We start from the raw sequence: 21,931 nt of genomic DNA, 5'->3' as shown, positions 1-21,931 counted from the left end.
CAACCACGCCGGCCTTTTTTGCGTTTCGGCAAAGCCGCGGCTTACCGATAGAACACATGCCCTTCGATGCGGCCCACCTTGGTGCGGCCCTTCATCGGGCTGCTGGCGGTGTGAAAGAACAGCGCGCCGGGAACCGGATTGTCGCCTTCGCCGTTCAATACCTGCGTGGCGATGGCGACGGCTTCGCGCCACTGGTCGGTATCGCGCGGCGGGTTATAGGCGTCGACGTTGAAGAACTGGCCAGGCTGGCGCACCACGGCGCAAGGCTTGGTGGCAAAGCGCGGATCCTGGGTCCGCGCGCGGATCACCTGAGCGACGGCGGCACGGCCGAGACGGGGCTGGTTGCCGGCTTCGTGGATGATGACTTTGGCCATGCATTCCACCTGGGCCTGGTCCACGGTGGACGGCGCGTCGATGGCGGATTGCAGGCTTGCCGGCGCTGCGGCGGCGGCATCAGCGGGCGATTCGGCCTCGGCCGGCTGGGCGGTGTCAGGCGCCAGGGCGGGCAGCGTAATCGCGGGCTGGGAAAGAGGCTGGTTGGCCGCAACGGCGGGTGCGGACATTTGCAGGGCAGCCAGAACGGCCACTGCGGAAAAGACACAAGCTATTTTGCCGAAGGCACTTTTAGACATTCCAAGGCATCACACGGGCGCAAGGTCGCCAAGTCACACACGCAATAAAAACCCAAATCGAAAAGCGCGTGCGGGCTTCCCCACGTCTCGCCACCAGCCAAGGCCCCGGACCCGAAATGGCCCCTCCCCCCGGCTGGTCGGCTGAACGAAGGCGCCCCCGTTGGCCGCTGCGGCGCTCTGTGTCAATCATGTTGCGTTCATGTGCCGGGTGCTTGCGCCAAGGCGCAAGGCCACCCGCAACGATTCAACTGGTGCCGGGGCGGGCGCAGGAAAACGCGTGGCGGGCCAGTGGGAGCCACGCCGATGCGAGGTTTCCCCTATGCCCGTCCTGCCCCCGGCCTATCGCTGGCTTGCCACCCTGAAACCCCTGCCCCGTATGCTGCGCGAAGGCTTGGCGCTGATCGATACGGCCGAGCAGGCGGGCCCGGCCAGCAATCCTGTCATCCTGGCGTGGGCTGCCGAAATCGGCGGTGACGTGGCCCGCGCCTATCGTGCCGACAGCACGGCCTGGTGCGGCCTGTTCATGGCCCTGGTGGCGCAGCGCGCGGGCAAGCCATTGCCGGCCAATCCGCTATGGGCGCTCAACTGGGCGCGGTTTGGCGGGGCGGCGGCGCAGCCGATGCTGGGTGACGTGCTGGTGTTCCAGCGGTCGGGTGGTGGCCATGTCGGCCTGTGCGTGGCGCAGGACGAGGCCGCCTATCACGTGCTGGGCGGCAACCAGGGCGATCGGGTCAGCATTGCCCGCATCGCGCGTCATCGTCTCTATGCCGCGCGCCGGCCGGATTATCGCATTATGCCCACCACGGTGCGTGCCTATGGCGTGGCCGAATGTGGCACGCTTTCCACTAACGAAGCCTGACGGCAGGACAAACTGCCCCGTTGCCCGCGTTCGCCCTTGGGCCTAGCACAGGTGGCATGATCGCCAGCTATCCCCAAGCCCGCCTGCGCCGCACCCGTGCCACCGCCTGGAGCCGCGCCCTGCACCGCGAGGTGCTGATCACCCCGGCCGATCTGATCTGGCCGCTGTTCGTGACTGAAGGCACCGGCGTGGAACAGCCGATCGCCTCGCTGCCGGGCGTGTCGCGCTGGTCGGTCGACGGCATGGTGGCGCGGGCGCGTGAAGCGGTGGACCTGGGCATTCCCTGCCTGGCCTTGTTTCCCAATACCCAGGCCGAGCGGCGCAGCGACGACGGGCGCGAGGCGCTCAACCCCGACAACCTGATGTGCCGCGCGATCCGTGCGATCCGCGATGCCTGCGGCGATGCCATCGGCATTCTCACCGACGTGGCACTCGATCCCTATACCACCCATGGCCAGGACGGCCTGGTGAACCATGCCGGCTATGTCGAGAATGACGCCACGGTCGAAGTGCTGGTGGGGCAAAGCCTCAACCAGGCGGCGGCCGGCGCCGATATCATCGCTCCGTCCGACATGATGGACGGCCGCATCGGCGCGATCCGCGATGCACTGGAAGGCGCCGGCCACGCCAATGTGCAGATCATGTCCTATGCCGCCAAATATGCTTCGGCCTTTTACGGCCCGTTCCGCGATGCCGTGGGCTCGCGCGGGCTGCTCAAGGGGGACAAGAAGACCTACCAGATGGACCCGGGCAACGCCGAGGAAGCCCTGCGCGAGGTGGAGCTGGACCTGGCAGAAGGCGCGGACAGCGTGATGGTCAAGCCCGGGCTGCCCTATCTCGACATTGCCGTGCGCGTGAAAGAGGCGTTCGGCGTGCCGGTCTTTGCCTATCAGGTCAGCGGCGAATACGCGATGATCGAGGCAGCCGTGGCCGCCGGCGCGGGGGAACGCGATGCGCTGGTGCTCGAAACCCTGCTGGCGTTCAAGCGGGCGGGCTGTTCCGGCGTGCTGACCTATCATGCCGCGCATGCCGCGCGGCTGCTCTACCGGTGAGCGGCATGACCAGCCGCGCCGATGTCACCATCCTGCCGCTGCATGGCAAGACGCCGCAGATCCACCCCAGCGCGTTCATCGCGCCGGGATGCCGCATCGTGGGTGACGTCACCATCGCGGAAGGGGTATCGATCTGGTACAACTGCGTGATCCGGGCTGACGTCAACCGCGTGGTGATCGGCGCGCGCAGCAATGTGCAGGACGGCACGGTGATCCATTGCGACAGCCCCAAGCCGGGGCGTCCGGAAGGCTTTCCCACACTGATTGGCGAGGACGTGCTGATTGGCCACATGGCGATGGTCCACGGCTGCACGCTGCACGACCGCGCGTTCGTGGGCCTGGGCACCATCGTGATGGATGGCGCGGTGATCGAAAGCGATGCCATGCTGGCGGCGGGCGCCATGCTGACGCCGGGCAAGCGCATCCCCGCGCGCCAGCTGTGGAGCGGGCGCCCTGCTGCCTTCATGCGTGAGTTGAGCGATGAAGCGCTGGCCGACATGCAGCACGGCGTGGCGCACTATGTCGAAAACGGCCAGGCCCATGCCGCCGCCGTGGCCGAGGCGCTCAATGGCACGGCCCAAGCCTGATCTGCCGCCCGCCGCAGCCTTGCGCGCGCTGGCCGATGGCGAACACCGCCTGGCGGTGCGCGTCACGCCCGGTGCGCGGGCCGAAGGCGTGGCGATCGAAGACGGCCGCGTGCTGGTGAAAGTGCGGGCCAAGCCCGAGGATGGCAAGGCGACCGCTGCCGTGATCGGCTTGGTGGCCCAGGCGCTGGGCGTGGCGGCGAGCCACGTCGATCTGTTGCGCGGCGCAACTTCGCGCGAAAAGCTGCTCAGGATTCCGCCGGAAGCCTGAATGCCACGCCGGCCATGATCGCGGCCCAGCTGGCGCTGATCCACAGGCAGCCGAGCGGCAGGCGGTCCTGCAAAAAGGCCCCGACCACGGCCCCGGCGAGCAGCCCTGACCAGAGCAGCGCCCACGGCCGCCATTCGCCGCCCCCGCTCACGCCGGCAAGCTGGCGCGCCAGGCCCTGGCCCAGTTTGACCAGGGCGCCGGTCATGTACGTCAATCCCACGGCCACTTCGCCATCGCGCAGGAACGTGTTGTTGAGCGCGCCCATCGCCAGCACCAGCCCGGCCAGCATGGCGCCATGCTGGCCCAGCACCCGCGCCAGCGCCGCTTCGAGCAAACACAGCGTGACCAGGCCCAGCACCGCCGGCTTGCGCCTGGCCCCGGCCTTGAGCGCCACCAGTGCGCCCAGGGTTACCCCCACCACGAACCCGGTGATCAGCAGCGCCGGCACCAGCGCGCGGGGCACATCGGTGCCCAGCGCCACGCCCAGCCGGGTAGTGTTGCCCGACATGAACGAGACGAAATAACCATCGGCCGAGAGAAAGCCCACGGCATCGACAAAGCCGGCCATCGCTGCCAGGGCCACGGCAAAACGGCGGCGTGCATGATCCATCCGATCCATGGGGCGCAGCCTATTAGTATCCAGCCGCGCGGTCCACCACCCCGGCCAGCGGCTGCCCGGCGCGCCAGCGCGCGATGTTGGCGGCAATCGCGCGCGCGGCCGAATGGGGATCGGTGGGTGCGGCCACGTGGGGCGTGATGGTCACGCCGGGATGGTGCCACAGCGGATCGTGCTGCGGCAGCGGTTCTTGCGGGAACACGTCGAGCACGGCATGGCCCACCTGCCCGATGTCGAGCGCGGCGATAAGATCGGCAGTTACCACGTGGGCGCCGCGGCCGGCGTTGATCAGCCCGGCCCCGCGCGGCAGGCGGGCGAGTGCCGCGCGATCGAGCACGCCGTGGGTTTGCGCCGTCAACGGCAGCAGGTTGACCAGGATATCGGCCTGCGCCAAGGCCACGGCCAGGCCAGCATCTCCTGCCAGCATGGGGATCGTGCCATCGGCAGCGCCGCGACCGCTGCGGCTCCATCCCACCACGGGAAAGCCGGTGCGCGCCAGCAGGGCCGCGCTGGCCTGGCCCATTTCCCCCATGCCCAGGATGGTCACGCGGCGTTCTGCCAGGCGCGGCTGGGGCAGCGGTTGCCAGCGGGCGGCGGCCTGTTGCGCGCGATAAGCGGGCACCTGGCGATGCAGCATCAGCACGTGGCCGAGCACCGCCTCGGCCATGTCGGCCGCCAGCTGTGGATCGATCAGCCGGGCGAGCGTTACCGGCGGCAGGGCAGGATCGGCCAGCAGGCCATCGACGCCGGCCCAGGTGCTTTGCACCAGGCGCAGTGCCGGCAACCGCGCCAGCAGTCCCGGCGGTGGATTGGCGACCACGGCGACGCTGATATCGGCCAGGAGCGCTGATGGCGGCTGGGTGTCATCCGCGCCGGTCCAGGCCACGATAGTGTCCTCGGGCAGCGCGGCGGCAAGCGCCCGCGTCCAGGTGGCCATGGCCGAGGCTGGCAGATCGGCCCGGAACAGGATCGGCACGGGCAAGCAGTCTCCCCAGGCGTTTCACGTGGAACAGCGTTACTCTGCGCTGGTCTGCGCCAGAATAACCCCGGCAAATAGTAGCAGGGCGATCATTGCAAAGACCAGCAGCGCTGCGGTGCGCCATAGCGCCCCTGCTCGGCCGCAGCCATAGGTGCCGCGCACCTGGCGATAGATATGCAGCGGCGGCACGATCAGCGTGGCCAGCGCCACACCGGGCAGGCCGATGCGGTTGGCGATCATCAGCACCACCGAAAACAGCGTCATGAACGCCAGCGAAAAGGTGACGAACACGGTGTGGTCGTAAAGCTGGAAGCGCCGGCTGAACGGGAACAGTAGCCACAGCATCGGCACCGATATCGGGATCAGCGCCCAGCTGTATTTATAGGCGTAGGATTGCAGCTTGTAGAGCGCCAGGCCCGGATTGGTGCGAAATGCCTGCAGGACATGGGCCAGCACGGGAATGTCGCTGCTCACGTGCGGGGTGGCGCTGCCCGGTGCCGAGGGCGCCATGTTTTCCAGGATGTCGAGCGAGGTTTTCTGCGTGTCGATCTGATCGTCGATCGCCTCGGTGCTCTGGTGCTGCGCCTGCAACTGCGCGCGCTGCGCTTCCAGCTTGGCCAGCTTGCTTTGCGCCTCGGCCTTGCCCTGGGCCAGGCTCTTGCCATTGTCGGCCGCGCTGGGGTTCCAGTGCCATTCGCCGCTGATCTGGTGGAACACCGCAAACATCAGGAACACGCTGAACAGGAACAGCGCCAGGGGCGAGACGAAGCGCACCCGCTGCCCATCGATATAGCGCCGGGTCAGTTCGCCCGGGCGCCAGGCGAGCATCGGCAAGGTGTGCCAGATGCGCCCTTCGAAGTGGAAAACCCCGTGGAGAAGGTCGTGGAAAAACGCCCCTAGCGTGCGGTGGACATGCGCCGCCTGGCCGCAGGCATGGCAGTGGCTGCCCAGCAGCGGCGTGGCGCAGTTGAGGCAGGCAGTTTCATGCGTGTGGCCATCCTGGCCAACCGCAAGGGCCGGTTCCGACATTGCTCGATTTCCCCCTTCGTTGCTCCAGATTGCGGCGTTCCGCGCCTATCCGCAAGCCCCGCCCCACCACTTTACGGGCTGTTAACCCTGGTGAGGCAGGGAGAAGGCAGGGGTTTTGCCCGGATGGGCCTGGACAAGGGAATCACACGGGCGTGCACGGGCCCAGCGACAGTTTCGGCAGCTTTGGCAAAGGCATCAGCGCAGCTGGCCTGGGCGGCGGCGGCTTTGCACGCAGCACCGTGCCCGGCGGCTTTGGTACGCGGCGCGCGCCGATCGTTACCCCTGCCCTGCCGGGTACGCCCCTGCCCGGTGCGCCTGATTGGCGCCAGTCGCCCCACCCGTTTGCCCGCCGCTGGTTGGGCGCGTGCCTGCGCATTGAACGCGCCGCTGCGCGCTGGCTGCATGTGCACGATCTGGCGCAGGATATCGGCAGCCGCCGCTGGCTGCATGGTGCGGCCACTTGTGCCACGCTGGCCGCTGCCGCAATGGCGCTATGGCCCAGTTTCGCCCCGCTCCAGGCTGCGCCGCTGCAGGCGCTCGATGATGGCATGGCGCAGGAATTTGCCGCGCAAGGCATTCGTCCGCTGGCCCAGGGCGCCAGCAACGGCCGCCACTTTGCCGCCACTGCGCGGGTGATCCACCTCGCCGCTGCGCCCGAACGGGCGACCATTGCCCTTACCGCCACGCTGGGTGAAAATGACAGCCTGGCGCGCATGCTGCAACGCTCGGGCCTGGCCGGCAGCGATGCCGCGCAAGTGGCGGGCCTTATCACCCGCGCCCTGCCGCCCGAACAACTGCTGCCCGGCACGCGCTTTGCGATGACGCTGGGCGCCCACGCCAACCCGTTCGATCCGCGCCCGCTGGAAAAGCTCAGCGTACGGGCGCGGTTTGACCTGGCCATCGATATCGTGCGCCAAGGCGGCGGCCTGGCGCTGCACCAGCGCGCGATCCGGGTCGATACCACCCCGATGCGCCTGACCGGCATTGTCGGTAGCAGCCTCTATCGCTCTGCCCGCGCCGCCGGGGCCAGCCCGCAGGCGGTGCAGGACTATCTGCGCACGATCGATACCGTGCTGCCGTTCGAAGACATCGCTCCCACGGACGAATTCGACCTGGTGGTGGCCTACAAGCGCGCCGCCGATGGCCAGGGGCAGATGGGTGATCTGCTCTATGCCGGGGTGCGCCGGGGATCGCAGCAACGCGCGCAATTGCTGCGCTGGGGCAACCAGGGCGAATTCATGAGCCCCGAGGCAATGAAGGGCACGATGGCCGGCAGCACATCGGCCGGCGCGCTGGCCGCGCCGGTGGATGGACACATCACCTCGGGCTTTGGCTGGCGCCGCCATCCCATCCTGGGGTACGTGCGCCTGCACGCCGGGATCGATTTCGGGGCGGCCTGGGGCGCGCCGATCCATGCGGTCAGCGACGGTACGGTTACCTTTGCCGGGTGGCATGGCGGGCATGGCGAATATGTGCGCCTCGATCACGGGGGCGGCATCGGCACCGGCTATGGCCACATGAGCCGCATTGCCGTGGCGCCTGGCACCCATGTCGTGCGGGGGCAGGTGATCGGCTATGTCGGCTCCACCGGCCTGTCGACCGGGCCACACCTGCACTATGAGCTCTATCGCGGTGGCCAAGTGGTCGATCCCGGTTCGTTCAGCATGATCATGCGCCCGCGCAGTGTCGATCCGGCGCAACTGGCCGCCTATCGCGCCCGGCTCAATGCCTTGATGGCGCTGCGGCCGATTGCGCCCGCTGCCCTTCATTCATCCGAGGTTCGGTGATCGCAAGGCAGCAGTCTGATTACCGCGAAGCCGTTGACGCCCTTGGCTGCCCTCCATAGGGAGCGGGCGGTAGAAAGGCAGGACGGTTTTCTTGGGCAAGCGCAGATGGATCATGGTGCTGGACCGTGGGGCGGTCCTGTTCATCGGCATTGCCGTGGGCACTGTGCTGGGCCTCTCGTTCCGCACCGGGGGCAAGCCGTGGCAGGCGCTGCCGGGCTGGGATGCTGGCGCGCCGCTGGCCGATACGGCGCCGGCCGATGGCACGCCTGCCCCCCTTGCCGCCGCCGGGCCGGCCCCTGCCCCCAGCCTGGCCCCGGGTTGCAGCGGCACGTTTCCCAAGAGCGCGCGCGTGGCCGAAGCGCTGGCGGCGCACCGGCCGCTGCACATCGGCGTGTTCGGCGATTCGTTCGGTGATGGCCTGTGGGCCGCGACCGACCAGGCGTTTCGCAAGTATCCCGATGTAAAGGTTCACCAATTCAGCCACGAAGGCACCGGCTTTACCCGCTATCGCACGCGCGATCTGTTGCAGGACGCCAAGGATCGCGTGGCTGGCCAGCCGATCGACGTGGCGTTGATCAGCATTGGCGCCAACGATACCCAGGGCCTGTTCGTCAATGGCCACGCGGCCGCCTATATGACCCCGGCCTGGCAGGAAACCATCGAAGGCCGGATGACCGCGCTGGTGCGGATGCTGCAGCAGCGCGGCGTGGCGGTGGGCTGGGTGGGCCTGCCGCGCATGCGCGATGCAACATACGATCGCGATATCCAGGCGATGAACCGCTTCTATGCCAAGGTCACCTGCCGCTTGGGCGTGCCCTTTGCCAATGCCGTGCCGGTGAGCCAGGATCGCCAGGGCCATTTTGCCCTGCGCCTGATCGATCCGGCCACCGGCAAGGACTATCTCGCCCGCGCCAACGACGGCAAGCACATGACTTTTCATGGATATGAAGTGATCAGCCGGCCGGTGGTGCAGCCGATCCTGGCCCTGCTGGCGCCGCCAGCGGCCAAGCCCACAACCCAAGCCGTAAGCAATGACACAGCGCCGGCGGCGTCCGCCAGCCATGCCCCGGCGCCCAAGCGTTCAAAGCGGCCTGCTGCCAACGCAGCAGGGCCGGATGTCCCCAGCAAGCCCACAGGGTTGCCAACAGACTTGCCCACACACAAGTCCACCGCATCACCCACAGACTTGCCCACAGCCCCGGCCAAGGCGCCGGCTGATGCCAAGCCGATCACGCCTGCGCCGACACCCTCGGCCAGCCCGTCGAAATCGAGTGCCGGCACCTCACCAGCCAGCGGGAAACGTTCATGATCGCTCGCGCGTTTGCCCGCACGCAGTTGGCCCTTGCGGCCTGGGGCACGGCGGCGCTGTTGCCGGCGGCCGCTGTTGCGCAGACCGGCGCACCGGTCGATCTCACACTGCCGGGCGCCCCTGCCCCTGCCGTGCCGGCGATCACTGCGGCGGTGCCCGGGCAACTCTCCAATGCCGCCGCGCTGGCGCCGTTTCTGGCCAAGCTGGCCAATGGCGCGCCGGGCGGGGTGCTGTCCGTGGTGCAGATCGGCGATAGCCACACCGCCGGCGACATGATCAGCCAGGGCCTGCGCGCTGCGCTGCAGGCGCGGCTGGGCAATGGCGGGCGCGGCATGATGCCGGCGGGCAAGCCCTATCAGGGCTATCTCACCTGGGGCGTCACCGCGCGGCAAAGCGCCGATTGGCAGGGCAATGCCCTGTTCGGCCCGCAACGCACCGCCATGGGCGCGCTGCTCGGCTTTTCCGGTTTTACCCAGACCACCACCATGCCCGCCGCGACGATGAGCCTGACCGCCGATAGCCCGGCCACGCGGTTCACCCGCTTTACCCTGTGCGGGTTGACCGGGCCGGAAGCAGGCGCGGTGACGGTCACGTTCGATGGCGTGCCGGCCGAACCGATCAGCTTTTCTGCGCAGGCGCGGGGCGCGGTGTGCTTCGTGCGCACCTCTGCAGTGCCGGTCACCCAGGCCACCGTGGCCACGCTCGATACCCGCCCGGTCAGCCTGACGGCGTGGGAAACCCGCACCGGCACGCCCGGCGCGATCGTGGCCAACCTCGGCGTGGTCGGCGCGCGGGCGATGCATCTGGCGCGGGCAGACGATACCGTTGCCGGGGCCGAACTCGCCGCGGCCCGGCCCGATCTGGTGATCCTGGCATTCGGCACCAACGAAGGGTTCGATCCGGCGCTGGGCCTGGCCGAAACCGAAGCAGTGCTGCGCAGCGCGGTGGCGCGGGTGCGGCGCATGGCCGGGGCCGATGTGCCGATCCTGCTGGTCGGGCCGCCCGATGCCGCCAGCAGCCGGGCGATCGTGGCCCTGCCCTCCCTGCCCGAAACCCGCGATTGCGGCGCTGGCTGGGCCGTGCCCGGCCACCTGGCGCAGATGCGCACGCTGGAAAAGCGGCTGGCCACGGCGCTGGGCCTGGGCTTTTGGGATTGGCAGGGCGCCATGGGCGGCCCGTGCACGACCATGGCCTGGGTGGCGCAGGGGCTGCAGCGCGGCGATCACGTGCATTTCACGCGCGACGGCGGCCGCCTGATCGGCGGGGGCCTCGCGGCAGACCTGTTCGCTGCGGCTAGCACCCTGCCCCCGCCGCCGCGTCCACGCTGACGACTGCGGCGGCCATGCTCTTTCCCACGCTTGGATTTCATGTCTTCTTCCTGGCGGTCTTTGCGCTCAACCGCCTGATGGCCCGCGCGCGCGATTGGCGCGTGATTATGCTGCTGCTGGCGTCCTGGCTGTTCTATGGCCTGTGGGATGCGCGATTCGTGGCGCTGCTGATCGCCAGTTCGGGATGGAACTGGCTGTTTGCGCGGATCATCGCCGCCGGGCGCGGGCCACGGCTGGCGTGGCTGTGGTTGGCGATCCTGGGCAACCTGGGCGTGCTGGGCTGGTTCAAGTATGCCGGCTTCCTTGCCGATCTGGCGGGCATGCCGCTGGCGCAGGCGATCATCCTGCCGGTGGGTATCTCGTTCTTCACCTTCCAGGGGTTGAGCTATGTGATCGACGTCTACAACGGCCGCACGCGGCCGGCGCGGCTGCTCGATCTTACCTTGCTGATGAGCTTCTTTCCCCATCTGGTGGCAGGCCCGATCGTGCGGCCCAGCCATCTTTTGCCGCAGTTGCGCCACCCCCCGCGCCTGGGCCGGCAAGAGGCGATGGCCTGCCTGATCCTGATCCTGTGGGGTACGGTCAAGAAGGCGGTCATCGCCAACGATATCTCGGTGCACCTGGTCGATCCGGTCTTTGCCGATCCGGCAGGCCATTCCAGTTTGGAACTGGTGCTCGCCGCCTATGGCTATGCGGTTCAGATATATTGCGATTTTTCGGCCTATACGGATATGGCGATTGGCCTCGCCGGCTTGCTCGGCTTCCGTTTTCCGCGCAATTTCGATCAGCCCTACCGCGCCGTCTCGTTGCAGGATTTCTGGCGGCGCTGGCATATCAGCCTGTCGAGCTGGCTGCGTGACTACCTCTATATCGGCGCGTTTGGCGGCTCGCGCCAGGCGCTGTGGCGCACCTGCCTGGCGCTGTTCGGCACCATGGTGCTGGGCGGGCTGTGGCACGGGGCCAGCTGGAATTTCGTGATCTGGGGCGCGCTGCACGGCGGCGTGCTGGTGGCAGAGCGGTTGTGGCAGCGCGCGCGGCCCGCAACCTGGCCCGTGCTGCCGGCCTGGGCGGGCACGGTGATCACCTTCCACATCGTGGCGCTGGGCTGGATATTCTTTCGCTGCAGCGAGTTTTCCGGCGCCATTGCCTTTCTGCGCGGCATGGCAGCGGGCCATGGCGGCGGCGCGCCGCTCGCCAGCGGCTGGATTCTGGCGCTCATGGCGCTGGGCATGGCCTGCCATTTCGGCCCGCGCGACGGGGTGCAGCGCTCCGCCCGGGCGCTGGCGGTCATGCCGGGCTGGGCGGTGGGGCTGATCGGCACGCTGGTGCTGCTGGTCATCGAAGGCTTGCGCGGCGGGGGCATTGCCCCGTTCATCTATTTCCAGTTCTGAAGGTGGCCTGATGGACAAGAGCAGCACGGAAGATGGCCTGCCCTGGGGCGAATCCCCCATCGATCTGGCGCAGGAACACGATGCCACGCTGCAGGACGGCTGGCGCTGGGCCTGGGGCGTGCTGATCAGCAGCAGCCTGGCACTGGTCCTGTTCAATTCTCACGCCATCGCCAACTGGGCCGATCAGCTGCCGCCCAACGACATCACCGCGCCAATCGTGATGGCGGCCGATGCCTGGCACGACAAGGCCGGCCAGCTGGGCCTCAACGCCGTGGTCGATACCGTGGAGCGCTGGGCCGACGCCGCCCGGGGCGAGGCGCCGCCCGCCGCCGGGCAGGATTGAGCCAGCCAGCCAACCCCAGGCATGCATGAAAAAAGGGCGGGAAGCGCTGTGCTTCCCGCCCTTTCTGTCATTGTCGGTTTAACCCGGCTCAGGCCTCATCGGCGTTGGGCTCGCTCGCGGTGTCGCTCGCCTTGCGCTTGCTGGCCTTCTTCTTGACCAGCTTGGGCGCGGCCGGGGTCAGTTCAAAGTTCAGCGCATCATCCTTGAGGCTGACATGCACCTCCCCGCCATTGGCCAGCTTGCCGAACAGCAGCTCCTCGGCCAGCGGCTTCTTGACCTTTTCCTGGATCAGGCGGGCCATGGGCCGGGCACCATAGAGCCGGTCATAGCCGCGCTTGGCCAGCCAGGCGCGCGCGTCGCTGTCGAACTGGATGTGCACGTTCTGCTCGGCCAGCTGGAGTTCCAGCTGCAGCACGAACTTGTCGACCACGCGGCTGACAACTTCGGGCGGCAGATAGCCGAACGGCACGATGGCATCCAGGCGGTTGCGGAATTCCGGCGTGAACAGGTTCTTCACCGCTTCGTCGCCGGCGTCCTGCTTCGACACGTCACCGAACCCGATGCCCTGCTTGGCCATGTCCGATGCGCCCGCATTGGTGGTCATGATCAGGACCACGTTGCGGAAATCGACGGTCTTGCCGTGGTGATCGGTCAGGCGGCCGTTGTCCATCACCTGCAACAGGATGTTGAACAGGTCAGGATGCGCCTTTTCGATTTCGTCGAGCAGCAGCACGCAATGCGGCTGCTGGTCGATGGCATCGGTGAGCAGCCCGCCCTGGTCGAACCCGACATAGCCCGGAGGGGCACCGATCAGGCGGCTGACCGAATGGCGTTCCATGTATTCCGACATGTCGAAGCGCTGCAACGGGATGCCCATGATCTGGGCCAGGCTGCGGGCCACTTCGGTTTTGCCCACGCCGGTGGGGCCGGAGAACAGGAACGACCCGATCGGCTTGTCGGGATCGCGCAGGCCGGCGCGGCTCAGCTTCATGGCGCTCGACAGCACTTCGATCGCCTTGTCCTGGCCGAACACCAGGCGCTTGAGGTCACGCTCCAGGTGTTCCAGCACCTTCTTGTCGTCACTGCTGACCGACTTGGGCGGGATGCGCGCCATCGTCGCGATCACGGCCTCGATCTCGCGCGCGGTGATGGTCTTCTTGCGCTTGGACGGCGGCACCAGCATCTGCATCGCGCCGACTTCGTCGATCACGTCGATCGCCTTGTCGGGCAGCTTGCGGTCATTGATGTAGCGCGCCGAAAGTTCCACCGCGGTCTTGATCGCCTCGGGCGTGTACTTGACCTTGTGGTGTTCCTCGAACGCGGTGCGCAGACCCTTCAGGATCTTGATCGTGTCTTCCACGCTGGGTTCGTTCACGTCGATCTTCTGGAACCGGCGCAGCAGGGCGCGGTCCTTTTCGAAGTGGTTGCGGAACTCCTTGTAGGTGGTCGAGCCGATGCAGCGGATCGTCCCGCCCGACAGCGCGGGCTTCAACAGGTTCGATGCATCCATCGCGCCGCCGCTGGTGGCACCAGCGCCGATCACGGTGTGGATCTCGTCGATGAACAGGATCGCGTGCGGCATCTTTTCCAGTTCGGAAACGACCTGCTTGAGGCGTTCCTCGAAGTCACCGCGATAGCGCGTGCCGGCTAGCAGGCTGCCCATGTCGAGTGAATAGATCACTGCCTTGGTCAGCACTTCGGGCACTTCGCCTTCGACGATCTTGCGCGCCAGGCCTTCGGCGATGGCCGTCTTGCCCACGCCCGGATCACCCACGTAGAGCGGGTTGTTCTTGGAACGGCGGCACAGGATCTGGATCGTGCGGTCCACTTCCGGGCCACGGCCGATCAGCGGATCGACCTTGCCCAGCAGCGCCTTGTCGTTGAGGTTGACGCAGAACTGGTCGAGCGCGGAATCCTTCTTGTTGCCGCCCTTGGCCTCGGCCTTTTCTTCCTGCTTGGGGGTTTCTTCCTCGTTCGGCTTGGCCGAACCGGAATTGACCTGGCGGCCGCCCTTGCCGATGCCGTGGCTGATATAGCTGACGGCATCCAGGCGGCTCATGTCCTGCTGCTGGAGGAAATAGACGGCATAGGAATCGCGTTCGGAGAACAGCGCGACCAGCACGTTGGCGCCGGTGACGGTATCCTTGCCCGAAGACTGGACATGCAGGATGGCGCGCTGGATCACGCGCTGGAACCCGGCGGTCGGCTGGGGATCGGCCTTTTCCGCGGTCTTGAGCGACTGGTATTCCTGGTCGAGGTACTGGCGTACCACGTCGCCCAGATCGCCAAGATCCACGCCGCAGGCCTGCATCACCTGCGCCGCGTCTGCATCGTCGATCAGGGCAAGCAGGAGATGTTCGAGCGTCGCGTATTCATGGCTGCGCTCCGAGGCATTGGCCAGGGCGCTGTGCAACGTCTTTTCGAGGCTCTGGGCGAAACTGGGCATAGGCTCGCTTTCTGGGGCTCACTCTTGGCCATGACGGAAGTATTCCGCCACGGGATGGTTCCCTTGCGGGAGGAAAGCATGGGGGTGGTTAACCGCCGCCGAACCAGGTTGGGCGGTCGCCACGGATGCTTCAATCGTCGATATCGTTGCCGGGCAAGCGGCCGGGCGCCGCACGAGCGGAAGCCGGCGACCGATACCCGGGCGCGTTGGAGGGGTATGAAACCCTATATGGGGATGCCGCCCGGCAAGGTGAAGGGCGGCGGCGGTCATCGTCCGGTTTCGCCGGAATTGGGCGGTGGCGCCGGGGGCCGGGCCGCGCCGAACAGCGCCTCGGCCGCTGCCCGGGTATGGCCGGCGCGATCACGATGGCGGGTGGTGCGGACGATCTCGTCCTCCAGCAGCGCGATGCGCGCCGTCAGTTCGTCCACCGACAGCGCATCGAGCGGTTCTGCGGCCAGTTGGCTGGCCAGGTCGCCCTTGCGGCGCGGAAGGTCTTCGACGTCCATCGCAGTGCACAATGTTGGACGGCAAACGCTTGCTGTCAACCTGTCCCATGGCTAGGGGATGCGGTTGACGCAGATATGACGTCAAAACATGGGGCGGCGCATGCTGGATCTTCCGGTGACGATGACGGCAGTGGGATTTGCAGAGCACGGTGGGCCCGAGGTGCTGCGGCCTGAAACCCTGCCGGTGCCCCGTCCCGGCCCGGGCGAGGTGCTGGTCAAGGTGGCCTATGCCGGGGTCAACCGCCCCGATGTGATTCAGCGCCAGGGTCTCTATCCACCGCCACCGGGTGCTTCGCCGCTTCCCGGCCTCGAAATTTCCGGCCAGGTCGTCGCCCTGGGCGAAGGCGTGACGGCGCCGCTTCTGGGCCAGGCCGTCTGCGCGCTGGTGTCGGGCGGCGGCTATGCCCAGTATTGCCTGGCCCCGGCGGCGCAGTGCCTGCCGGTGCCCGATGGGCTGCCGCTCGATTGCGCCGCAGCCCTGCCCGAAACCCTGCTGACCGTGTGGCACAACGTGTTCGAGCGCGGCTGGGCCTGTGAGGGTGAGACGATCCTGGTCCATGGCGGCACCAGCGGCATTGGCAGCATGGCGATCATGCTCGGCAAGCTGTTCGGCCTGACGGTGATCGTGACGTGCGGCGGCGCCGACAAGTGCCGTGCCGCGCTGGAGATCGGCGCCGATCATGCAATCGACTACAAAGCCAGCGATTTTGTCGAGGCCGTGAAGGACATTACCGGCGGCAAGGGCGTCAACCTGGTGCTCGACATGGTCGCCGGCGATTATGTGGCGCGCAATCTGCAATGCCTGGCCGAGGATGGCCGCCACGTGACCATCGCCGTGCAGGGCGGGGCCAAGGCGCAGATCAACATGGCCCAGGTCATGTCCCGGCGCCTCACGCTCACCGGCTCTACCCTGCGGGCGCGTTCGGCCACGTTCAAGGCGCTGCTGACGCAGGAAATCGCCCAGACGGTGTGGCCCCTGGTCGAAGCCGGCAAGCTGCGCCCGATCATGGACCAGGCCTTTCCGATGGAGCAGGCGGCCGCCGCCCACACGCGCATGGAAGCGGGCCACCATATCGGCAAGATCGTACTCAAGATGGGGTGATTCCGGCCCCGCAACCCAGGCAAATCGGGCCTGGCGCGGATTGCTCTTGCCGTTTGGGCCGGGCTCGCTTACATCTTTGCCGGCAAGTGGCCGCTCCGTGAAGGGGCGGCCCTTATTGTTTCCGCGCCGCACAGACCTGTTATTTCACCAGCCAATCGCGCACGATAAAAAGAGGACCATGCCGTGAGCAACCAGCCCACGTATCCGCTGATGCCGCATGCCACTGCTTCGTGGCTTGTCGACAATACGGCCCTGACGTTTGAACAGATCGCCGAATTCTGCGGGCTGCATATCCTTGAAGTGCAGGCCATGGCCGACGATCTGGCCGGTGCCAAGTACACCGGGCGCAACCCGCTGCATTCGGGCGAACTGAGCCAGACCGAAATCGATCGCGGCCAGGAAAATCCCGAATACCGCCTCAAGATGCAGCGCGCGCCGCTCGCCGTCAGCCGCACCAAGGGCCCGCGCTACACCCCGGTGTCCAAGCGCCAGGACAAGCCCGACGGCATCGCCTGGATCCTGCGTCACCACCCGGAAATTTCCGACGCGCAGATTGGCAAGCTGATCGGCACCACGCGCACGACCATCGCCGCGATTCGCGATCGCAGCCACTGGAACATCGCCAACATCAATCCCAAGGACCCGGTGACCCTGGGCCTGTGCTCGCAGCGCGAGCTGGACATGCTGGTGAGCAAGGCGTCCAAGCGCGCCGGCGTTCCGGCCGAAGACGAAGGCGCGGTTACCGATCGCCTGGGTTCGGATCGCGATGCGCTGATCGAGGAACTGCGCGCACAGCGTGAAGCGCAGTCCAAGGCGGCCTCCGAAGCGGCCCAGCACGCCGAAGCCATGGCCTGGCTCGAAGCGCGCCGCGCCGAAGGCATTTCCGACAGCTAAGGTTCCTGACAACCTTCCTTCCCCCATCCCGCTTGCGGGAGGGGCCGGGGGAGGGGATGTCAGACCATGGGACCGGGCGAACACGCCCTCCCCAAACCCCTCCCGCAGGCGGGAGGGGCTTTCCGTCGATCAGACCGACTGGATATAAACGCGCATCGCGTCGGCTTCGGCCTCGATCCGGTCGAGCCGGTATTTCACCAAGTCGCCGATCGAGATGAAGCCCACCATGCGCCCGTCTTCCAGCACGGGCAGGTGGCGGAACCGGCGCCGCGTCATCAGCGCCAGGGCTTCCATCACCGATGTTTCCGGGCTGATGGTGACCACCGGTGCGGTCATCACCGCGCTGACCGGCAGACGCAGCGCATCCTCGCCATGGGCGGTGAGCGCGCGAATCACGTCTCTTTCCGAAAAGATGCCGGCCACGGCATTTTCGCCATCGTGCACCGGCAGGGCGCCGATCTTGTGGCTGGTCAGAACCTCGATGGCGTCAGCCACCGTGTCCTGTGCGTGAATGGACCAGACTTCGCCGGAACGCCCGGCAATCAACCGCGCAATCGTCATGGGTTGGCTCCTCTTCCCCTTGGGGCAGTTGGTCCCGCCTCCACGGCAATCATGACATGTTCCGGTTGCGCGGCAAGGCCCTTCCTGTAGGCAATGGCATCGGGAGAAACACGATGGCCAACCAGTCTCCACTGGATGATCCGCACAATGCGGCGCACGCCTGGGCGCGCTATCGCTGGCTGCTGCGCTGGATGGCCCTGGCCACGCTGCTGGTTATCGCGGCGGTCGATGCCTGGCTCTACATGGGCGTTGGCCTGGTTTCGATCCATCTCTACATCGCCACCTCGCTCGGCATCGGCATGACGATGATGCTGATGGCCGCGCTGATGGGGCTGGTCTTCCTGTCGAGCGGCACGGGCCACGATGAAAGTATCGAGGACCGGCTCGACACCTCGCACTGGGACGAATCCTGAAATTCATCTTGCCGCCCGCCGGCACAGGCGGCAACTGGACGCGCCTGCCCAGACCGGAGTGCCGACTATGAACCGCCGCCAAGTGCTTGCTTCTACGGGAATGGCCGCCGGTGCCGCGCTTGGTGCCGGGGCCCGGGCCAAGGTGCCCGCTGCCCCTGCCGGATCCTATCGACCCGGCCGCACCGGCCCGCGCAACCTGATCACCGACGTCGCCGGTATCACTGTGGGCTGTGCCCAGGATGCGGCGGTGCGTACCGGCACTACGGTCATCCTGGCCGAAGGGCTGGTGACCGCCGCGATCGACGTGCGGGGCGGCGGGCCGGGCACGCGGGAAAGCGATGCGCTGGAAAGCCACAACCTGGTCCACGCCGCCAATGCCGTGTTGTTGTCGGGCGGATCGTCGTGGGGCCTGGCCGCCGCCGATGGCGTGGCGGCGCACCTGGGCGCGCGCGGCATCGGCTATGGCGGCCTGGCGCAACAGGGCGTGCCGGTTTCGCCGATCGTGCCGGCCGCGATTCTCTATGACCTGGGCAACGGTGGGGCCAAAGGCTGGGGGACCGAGCCACCCTATCGTGATCTGGGCATCGCCGCGCTGGCCGCTGCTGGCGCCGATTTCGCGCTGGGCACCAGCGGCGCCGGCTATGGCGCCATGGCTGGCGCGCTCAAGGGCGGGTTGGGTTCGGCCTCCACCCTGATGCGTGATGGCACCACGGTGGGCGCGATCGTGGCGGTCAATGCGCTGGGCGCCACGGTGGTGCCGGGCACCCGCCATTTCTGGGCTGGCGCCTTTGAAATGGGTGATGAATTCGGCGGCCTCGGCCCGATCGCGGCGCGTGTCGGGCCAGAGGAATGGGGCGGTACCAAGCTGCCCGCCCCGCGCGAGAATACCACGATCGCCTGCGTCGCCACTGACCTTGATCTGACGGCTGACGAAATGAAGCGCGTGGCGATCATGGCGCAGGATGGGCTCGCCCGGGCGATTCGCCCGGTGCACACCCCGTTCGACGGCGACGTGGTCTTTGCCCTGTGCACCGCGCGCCGTCCGGTGACCGGCCCGCGCGATCTGGCGGTGCTGGGCGTGGGTGCGGTGGCGGCTGACACGCTAGCCCGCGCCATCGCGCGCGGGGTTCATGCCGCCACGGCGCCGGCCGGCTGGGCCGTGCCCACCTGGTCAGCCCTCAAGCCGGAATGACGGCCTTGGCCCGCGCGCTGATCACCCTGGCGGTTCCGGTGCTACTGGTGTTGCTGGCGGTTCTGGCGGTGCCGGCCGATGGCCCCACCTGCCTTGGCATCGGCCTGCGCATCTGGGCGCTGTTTGCCTGTGCCCCGGCGACCAGTGCCTGGCTGTGGTGGCGCCAGCGCGCGGTGCCGGCATGATTGCCGCTTTCGTGGCGGTCATGGCGCTGTCGCTGCTGATCGCGCTGTGGGCGCGGCGCGGGGCAGGGCAGGGGCCGCGCGCCTTTTTTGTGGCGGGCGGGCAACTGGGCGCGATCCTGTTCTTTTTCCTGAGCGTCGGGGAAACCTATTCGATCGCCACGATGCTGGGCTTTCCCGGCGGGGTCTATGCCGGGGGCGAAGGCTTCGTGGTGTGGTTCTTTGGCTATATCCTGCTGGCAGCGCCGGTGCTGGCGGTGCTGGGACCGTGGATCTGGCGTGCGGGCAACCTTTATGGCGCGGTGACGATTCCCGATTTCTTTGCCGCCCATTTCAACAGCCGCCTGCTGGAACGCGTGATCGCACTGGGCGCAATTGCCCTGCTGGTGCCGATCGGCACGATGCAGTTTGCCGGCATCCGCCTGGTGCTCGGCGCGCTGGCCCCGAGCCTGCCGATGCCGCTGCTGCTGGCCGGCGCGGGGCTGGTGGTGATGGCCTATGTGGCGTTGGCAGGTCTGCGCGCGGCGGCATTCGTTGCCGTGCTCAAGGATGCGCTGATGCTGGGCGCGATCCTGCTGGTGGGCGCATTGGCCCTGCGCCACTGGCCGGGCGCCGCCGCGCCAGTGGCAACCGCCACAGTGGCTGCGCAAGTGCCCGTCACCCTGCCCTTCGCGCTCAGCACCATCGCGGTGCAGGCGCTGGGCTTTGCCATGATCCCGCAGAACTGGGCGTTTCTGTTTGCCGCGCGCGGGCCGCAGGCGATCGTCCGTGCCCAGGCCGCCGCGCCGCTCTACATGGTGATGTTTCCCTTGCTGATGGCCGTGGCGGTGTTTGCCCGGCGCCTGGGCCTGCCGGTCGACAAGCCCGATTTCGTGTTCCTGGCCGCCGCACAGCATCTGCTGCCCGGCTGGGCGCTGGGCGTGGTCATGGCCGCCGTGGTGCTGGCGGGCATGGTCATCCTGTCCAGCGTGTGCCTGGCGATTGCCCCGCTGCTCACCCGCAACGTGCTGCCGGGCCTGGACGGCCGCGCGCAACAGCGCTGGGCGCAAGGCGTGACGGCGCTGTTCATCGCGCTGTCGGCCGCCGGTGCCATGGCCCAGGTGCCTTTGCTCGCCATGCTCAACACCGTGTTCTACTTCGGCATCGTCCAGACCCTGCCGGGCTTTCTCGCGGCGCTGTGGACCGGGCGCGTAAGGGCCGGGGGCGTGCTGGCCGGCATGGCCGTGGCCGCGCTGGCAATCATTGGCATGCGGCTGGCGGGGATTTCAGCGGGCGGGATCAACCCGGGGCTGGTTGGTCTGATCCTCAACAGCGTGGTGCTTACGCTGGTGACCCTGATGTTTCCCCGCCGCGACGGGCATAGCGTGATGGCCATGCTTCGATAGAAGCGCATGGGCCTCGACAAGCGCAGCCCGAACGGAAACCTTTCGCAAGGCCGTTCGCCCTGAGCCTGTCAAAGGGCAACAAGCCTGACGTTTCTGCTCAGGAAGCGGGCGGGTTGAGCCGGTAATCGGCAACCGGCACGCCGCCGATCACGTGCTCCTGGATGATCCGCTCCAGCACCGGCGGGGTGCAGGAATGATACCACACGCCATCGGGATAGACGACCGCGACCGGCCCTGCCGCACACACGCGCAAGCAGCCAACCTTGCTGCGCAGCACGCCTTGTTTGCCGCCCAGCTTCAATTCGCCCAGCCGCTTTTTCAGGAAAGACCAGGCCGCATCGCTTTCCTTGGCAGAGCAGCACTTGTCCTTGTCGGAATCGGCGCAGAGGAAAATGTGGCGCTGCGGGGCAAAGCCGCCGAGCTTGGCCAGCGTGCCTTCCGCCTCGGCAATTTCCTTGTCGGCCGATTTGCCCATCAGCCGCGCTTGCCAGCGATGCGGGCGATTTCGGCGGCCACCATCTTTTCCACCATGACCGGCAGGTTGCGTTCCAGCCATTGCGCCAGCATCGGGCGCAGCATGTCGCGCACCATGCCTTCCAGCGAGGTTTCGCCCGAACGCACGATCTGCGGCTGGGCGCCGGGCTGGGCCAGCATGGCCAGCGCCGCCAGCGAATCACGCATCGACGCCGCCGCTTCGCGGGGCACCAGGGCTTCGTCCTCGTCGTCCTCGGCGCAGGTACCGGGCGCAGTGCCGGCGTCGGCCGCCGGCTTGCCATATTCGCCCATGATCTGCGCGGCCACGTCGGTCAGGTCGAGCACGTCGGCCGGGCTGGCAGCACGAGTCATGCTGATTGCCGGGTTGCTGGCGGCGGTGCGCGGGGCAGCGGCACCCTCGCGCCCGGCCTGGGCCTGAAGCGCGGGGGCAATCGCGGCGGCAGCGGCCGCGGCAGACATCGGCGCACGCGGGGCCGGGGTGGCCGCCGCTTCGCCGCGCACATCGCGCGCGATCACCTTCTTGATCGATTCGAGAATTTCCTCGACCGAAGGTTCACCGGCCTGGCGCATTGTTG

At 67.6% G+C, this 21,931-nt stretch carries 24 protein-coding genes; 15 read left to right on the top strand and 9 right to left on the bottom strand.

Translation table 11 applies throughout. The annotated features are described in order from the left end of the window. Positions 1-41: 41 nt before the first annotated feature. Complete coding sequence (locus FHW97_RS14920) at positions 42-563, bottom strand: cell wall hydrolase (RefSeq protein ID WP_168352013.1); 522 nt, start codon at positions 561-563, stop codon at positions 42-44. A gap of 388 nt (positions 564-951) precedes the next feature. On the opposite strand from FHW97_RS14920, the gene FHW97_RS14915 reads away from it, so the two are divergent. From FHW97_RS14915 to FHW97_RS14900, 4 genes are read left to right on the top strand one after another with little or no spacing between them, the layout of a single operon-like run. Beyond that, positions 952-1,491 carry a TIGR02594 family protein gene (locus FHW97_RS14915; RefSeq protein WP_168352012.1) on the top strand — a complete coding sequence of 180 codons (540 nt, stop codon included), beginning with the start codon at positions 952-954 and terminating at the stop codon, positions 1,489-1,491. A gap of 56 nt (positions 1,492-1,547) precedes the next feature. Further along, a complete protein-coding gene (gene hemB / locus FHW97_RS14910; protein ID WP_171799259.1) occupies positions 1,548-2,543 on the top strand; it encodes a porphobilinogen synthase in 996 nt (331 codons plus the stop codon). Positions 2,544-2,548: 5 nt separating this feature from the next. Further along, the gene (locus FHW97_RS14905) at positions 2,549-3,130 is read left to right on the top strand and encodes a gamma carbonic anhydrase family protein (protein ID WP_022678453.1); all 582 of its coding nucleotides are present in this window, start codon (positions 2,549-2,551) and stop codon (positions 3,128-3,130) included. Then, positions 3,111-3,398, top strand: a complete 288-nt coding sequence (locus FHW97_RS14900) for a DUF167 domain-containing protein (RefSeq protein WP_054131681.1) — start codon at positions 3,111-3,113, stop codon at positions 3,396-3,398. The genes FHW97_RS14905 and FHW97_RS14900 overlap by 20 nt, the downstream gene beginning before the upstream one ends. Here the strand turns inward: FHW97_RS14900 and FHW97_RS14895 are convergent. From FHW97_RS14895 to FHW97_RS14885, 3 genes are read right to left on the bottom strand one after another with little or no spacing between them, the layout of a single operon-like run. Next, the gene (locus FHW97_RS14895) at positions 3,376-4,017 is read right to left on the bottom strand and encodes a YoaK family protein (protein ID WP_054131682.1); all 642 of its coding nucleotides are present in this window, start codon (positions 4,015-4,017) and stop codon (positions 3,376-3,378) included. The genes FHW97_RS14900 and FHW97_RS14895 overlap by 23 nt on opposite strands. Positions 4,018-4,030: 13 nt before the next feature. Next, positions 4,031-4,990 (bottom strand): glyoxylate/hydroxypyruvate reductase A, encoded by a 960-nt coding sequence (locus tag FHW97_RS14890; RefSeq protein WP_210426868.1) that lies wholly within the window; start codon positions 4,988-4,990, stop codon positions 4,031-4,033. Positions 4,991-5,029: 39 nt separating this feature from the next. Further along, positions 5,030-6,022, bottom strand: a complete 993-nt coding sequence (locus tag FHW97_RS14885) for a DUF3667 domain-containing protein (protein ID WP_168352011.1) — start codon at positions 6,020-6,022, stop codon at positions 5,030-5,032. A gap of 152 nt (positions 6,023-6,174) precedes the next feature. On the opposite strand from FHW97_RS14885, the gene FHW97_RS14880 reads away from it, so the two are divergent. The 5 genes from FHW97_RS14880 (at position 6,175) to FHW97_RS14860 (ending at position 12,180) form a co-directional block, all read left to right on the top strand. Next, positions 6,175-7,809: a M23 family metallopeptidase gene (locus FHW97_RS14880; protein ID WP_370525423.1), complete on the top strand. Its 1,635-nt coding sequence runs from the start codon at positions 6,175-6,177 to the stop codon at positions 7,807-7,809. A 91-nt stretch (positions 7,810-7,900) separates the two neighbouring features. Next, entirely contained in the window at positions 7,901-9,118 is a 1,218-nt protein-coding gene (locus FHW97_RS14875) for a GDSL-type esterase/lipase family protein (RefSeq protein ID WP_168352010.1), read from the top strand. Beyond that, the gene (locus FHW97_RS14870) at positions 9,115-10,446 is read left to right on the top strand and encodes a GDSL-type esterase/lipase family protein (RefSeq protein WP_168352008.1); all 1,332 of its coding nucleotides are present in this window, start codon (positions 9,115-9,117) and stop codon (positions 10,444-10,446) included. Before FHW97_RS14875 ends, FHW97_RS14870 begins: the two co-directional genes overlap by 4 nt. Positions 10,447-10,460: 14 nt before the next feature. Next, positions 10,461-11,837 carry an MBOAT family protein gene (locus FHW97_RS14865; RefSeq protein WP_168352006.1) on the top strand — a complete coding sequence of 459 codons (1,377 nt, stop codon included), beginning with the start codon at positions 10,461-10,463 and terminating at the stop codon, positions 11,835-11,837. Positions 11,838-11,847: 10 nt separating this feature from the next. After that, a complete protein-coding gene (locus FHW97_RS14860) occupies positions 11,848-12,180 on the top strand; it encodes a hypothetical protein (protein WP_168352005.1) in 333 nt (110 codons plus the stop codon). A gap of 88 nt (positions 12,181-12,268) precedes the next feature. On the opposite strand, the gene clpA is transcribed toward FHW97_RS14860, so the two are convergent. After that, positions 12,269-14,626 (bottom strand): ATP-dependent Clp protease ATP-binding subunit ClpA, encoded by a 2,358-nt coding sequence (clpA, locus tag FHW97_RS14855; RefSeq protein WP_022675243.1) that lies wholly within the window; start codon positions 14,624-14,626, stop codon positions 12,269-12,271. Positions 14,627-14,892: 266 nt separating this feature from the next. Continuing rightward, positions 14,893-15,132 (bottom strand): DUF1192 domain-containing protein, encoded by a 240-nt coding sequence (locus tag FHW97_RS14850; protein WP_168352004.1) that lies wholly within the window; start codon positions 15,130-15,132, stop codon positions 14,893-14,895. A gap of 100 nt (positions 15,133-15,232) precedes the next feature. On the opposite strand from FHW97_RS14850, the gene FHW97_RS14845 reads away from it, so the two are divergent. Further along, positions 15,233-16,234 (top strand): NAD(P)H-quinone oxidoreductase, encoded by a 1,002-nt coding sequence (locus FHW97_RS14845; protein ID WP_107716386.1) that lies wholly within the window; start codon positions 15,233-15,235, stop codon positions 16,232-16,234. A gap of 183 nt (positions 16,235-16,417) precedes the next feature. Next, on the top strand, positions 16,418-17,128 hold the full coding sequence (locus FHW97_RS14840; RefSeq protein WP_022675246.1) for a DUF1013 domain-containing protein: 711 nt from the start codon (positions 16,418-16,420) through the stop codon (positions 17,126-17,128). Positions 17,129-17,257: 129 nt separating this feature from the next. On the opposite strand, the gene FHW97_RS14835 is transcribed toward FHW97_RS14840, so the two are convergent. Next, complete coding sequence (locus FHW97_RS14835; protein ID WP_022675247.1) at positions 17,258-17,689, bottom strand: CBS domain-containing protein; 432 nt, start codon at positions 17,687-17,689, stop codon at positions 17,258-17,260. A 113-nt stretch (positions 17,690-17,802) separates the two neighbouring features. Here FHW97_RS14835 and FHW97_RS14830 point away from each other — a divergent pair, with 113 nt between their 5' ends. The 4 genes from FHW97_RS14830 to FHW97_RS14815 all read left to right on the top strand — a co-directional run bounded on the left by FHW97_RS14830 (position 17,803) and on the right by FHW97_RS14815 (position 20,861). Further along, positions 17,803-18,102: a hypothetical protein gene (locus FHW97_RS14830; protein ID WP_168352003.1), complete on the top strand. Its 300-nt coding sequence runs from the start codon at positions 17,803-17,805 to the stop codon at positions 18,100-18,102. A gap of 100 nt (positions 18,103-18,202) precedes the next feature. Beyond that, positions 18,203-19,294, top strand: a complete 1,092-nt coding sequence (locus FHW97_RS14825) for a P1 family peptidase (protein ID WP_210426867.1) — start codon at positions 18,203-18,205, stop codon at positions 19,292-19,294. Then, positions 19,291-19,479, top strand: coding sequence for a hypothetical protein (locus tag FHW97_RS14820; RefSeq protein WP_062783313.1), 189 nt, complete (start codon positions 19,291-19,293; stop codon positions 19,477-19,479). Before FHW97_RS14825 ends, FHW97_RS14820 begins: the two co-directional genes overlap by 4 nt. Continuing rightward, on the top strand, positions 19,452-20,861 hold the full coding sequence (locus tag FHW97_RS14815; RefSeq protein WP_171799258.1) for a sodium:solute symporter: 1,410 nt from the start codon (positions 19,452-19,454) through the stop codon (positions 20,859-20,861). Before FHW97_RS14820 ends, FHW97_RS14815 begins: the two co-directional genes overlap by 28 nt. Before the next feature lie 97 nt (positions 20,862-20,958). Here FHW97_RS14815 and FHW97_RS14810 read toward each other — a convergent pair whose 3' ends face one another. Both FHW97_RS14810 and FHW97_RS14805 read right to left on the bottom strand, forming a co-directional pair. After that, the gene (locus tag FHW97_RS14810; RefSeq protein WP_022675370.1) at positions 20,959-21,336 is read right to left on the bottom strand and encodes a ferredoxin; all 378 of its coding nucleotides are present in this window, start codon (positions 21,334-21,336) and stop codon (positions 20,959-20,961) included. Further along, a complete protein-coding gene (locus tag FHW97_RS14805; protein WP_062783322.1) occupies positions 21,336-21,926 on the bottom strand; it encodes a DUF2497 domain-containing protein in 591 nt (196 codons plus the stop codon). Before FHW97_RS14805 ends, FHW97_RS14810 begins: the two co-directional genes overlap by 1 nt. Positions 21,927-21,931: the final 5 nt, after the last annotated feature.

Origin of the sequence: Novosphingobium sp. SG754 (assembly GCF_013149315.1) — a bacterium.
Lineage (GTDB): Bacteria > Pseudomonadota > Alphaproteobacteria > Sphingomonadales > Sphingomonadaceae > Novosphingobium > Novosphingobium capsulatum.
Note: the sequence above shows the minus strand (reverse complement) of the source record. Positions and strands in the feature narration are given on the sequence as shown.

What these genes read in the sequence shown, in the direction of transcription:
- FHW97_RS14920 (WP_168352013.1), bottom strand. Translation starts at nt 563, where the DNA reads ATGTCCGCACCCGCCGTTGCGGCCAACCAGCCTCTTTCCCAGCCCGCG.
- FHW97_RS14915 (WP_168352012.1), top strand. Translation starts at nt 952, where the DNA reads ATGCCCGTCCTGCCCCCGGCCTATCGCTGGCTTGCCACCCTGAAACCC.
- hemB (WP_171799259.1), top strand. Translation starts at nt 1,548, where the DNA reads ATGATCGCCAGCTATCCCCAAGCCCGCCTGCGCCGCACCCGTGCCACC.
- FHW97_RS14905 (WP_022678453.1), top strand. Translation starts at nt 2,549, where the DNA reads ATGACCAGCCGCGCCGATGTCACCATCCTGCCGCTGCATGGCAAGACG.
- FHW97_RS14900 (WP_054131681.1), top strand. Translation starts at nt 3,111, where the DNA reads ATGGCACGGCCCAAGCCTGATCTGCCGCCCGCCGCAGCCTTGCGCGCG.
- FHW97_RS14895 (WP_054131682.1), bottom strand. Translation starts at nt 4,017, where the DNA reads ATGGATCGGATGGATCATGCACGCCGCCGTTTTGCCGTGGCCCTGGCA.
- FHW97_RS14885 (WP_168352011.1), bottom strand. Translation starts at nt 6,022, where the DNA reads ATGTCGGAACCGGCCCTTGCGGTTGGCCAGGATGGCCACACGCATGAA.
- FHW97_RS14870 (WP_168352008.1), top strand. Translation starts at nt 9,115, where the DNA reads ATGATCGCTCGCGCGTTTGCCCGCACGCAGTTGGCCCTTGCGGCCTGG.
- FHW97_RS14865 (WP_168352006.1), top strand. Translation starts at nt 10,461, where the DNA reads ATGCTCTTTCCCACGCTTGGATTTCATGTCTTCTTCCTGGCGGTCTTT.
- FHW97_RS14860 (WP_168352005.1), top strand. Translation starts at nt 11,848, where the DNA reads ATGGACAAGAGCAGCACGGAAGATGGCCTGCCCTGGGGCGAATCCCCC.
- clpA (WP_022675243.1), bottom strand. Translation starts at nt 14,626, where the DNA reads ATGCCCAGTTTCGCCCAGAGCCTCGAAAAGACGTTGCACAGCGCCCTG.
- FHW97_RS14850 (WP_168352004.1), bottom strand. Translation starts at nt 15,132, where the DNA reads ATGGACGTCGAAGACCTTCCGCGCCGCAAGGGCGACCTGGCCAGCCAA.
- FHW97_RS14845 (WP_107716386.1), top strand. Translation starts at nt 15,233, where the DNA reads ATGCTGGATCTTCCGGTGACGATGACGGCAGTGGGATTTGCAGAGCAC.
- FHW97_RS14835 (WP_022675247.1), bottom strand. Translation starts at nt 17,689, where the DNA reads ATGACGATTGCGCGGTTGATTGCCGGGCGTTCCGGCGAAGTCTGGTCC.
- FHW97_RS14830 (WP_168352003.1), top strand. Translation starts at nt 17,803, where the DNA reads ATGGCCAACCAGTCTCCACTGGATGATCCGCACAATGCGGCGCACGCC.
- FHW97_RS14825 (WP_210426867.1), top strand. Translation starts at nt 18,203, where the DNA reads ATGGCCGCCGGTGCCGCGCTTGGTGCCGGGGCCCGGGCCAAGGTGCCC.
- FHW97_RS14820 (WP_062783313.1), top strand. Translation starts at nt 19,291, where the DNA reads ATGACGGCCTTGGCCCGCGCGCTGATCACCCTGGCGGTTCCGGTGCTA.
- FHW97_RS14810 (WP_022675370.1), bottom strand. Translation starts at nt 21,336, where the DNA reads ATGGGCAAATCGGCCGACAAGGAAATTGCCGAGGCGGAAGGCACGCTG.
- FHW97_RS14805 (WP_062783322.1), bottom strand. Translation starts at nt 21,926, where the DNA reads ATGCGCCAGGCCGGTGAACCTTCGGTCGAGGAAATTCTCGAATCGATC.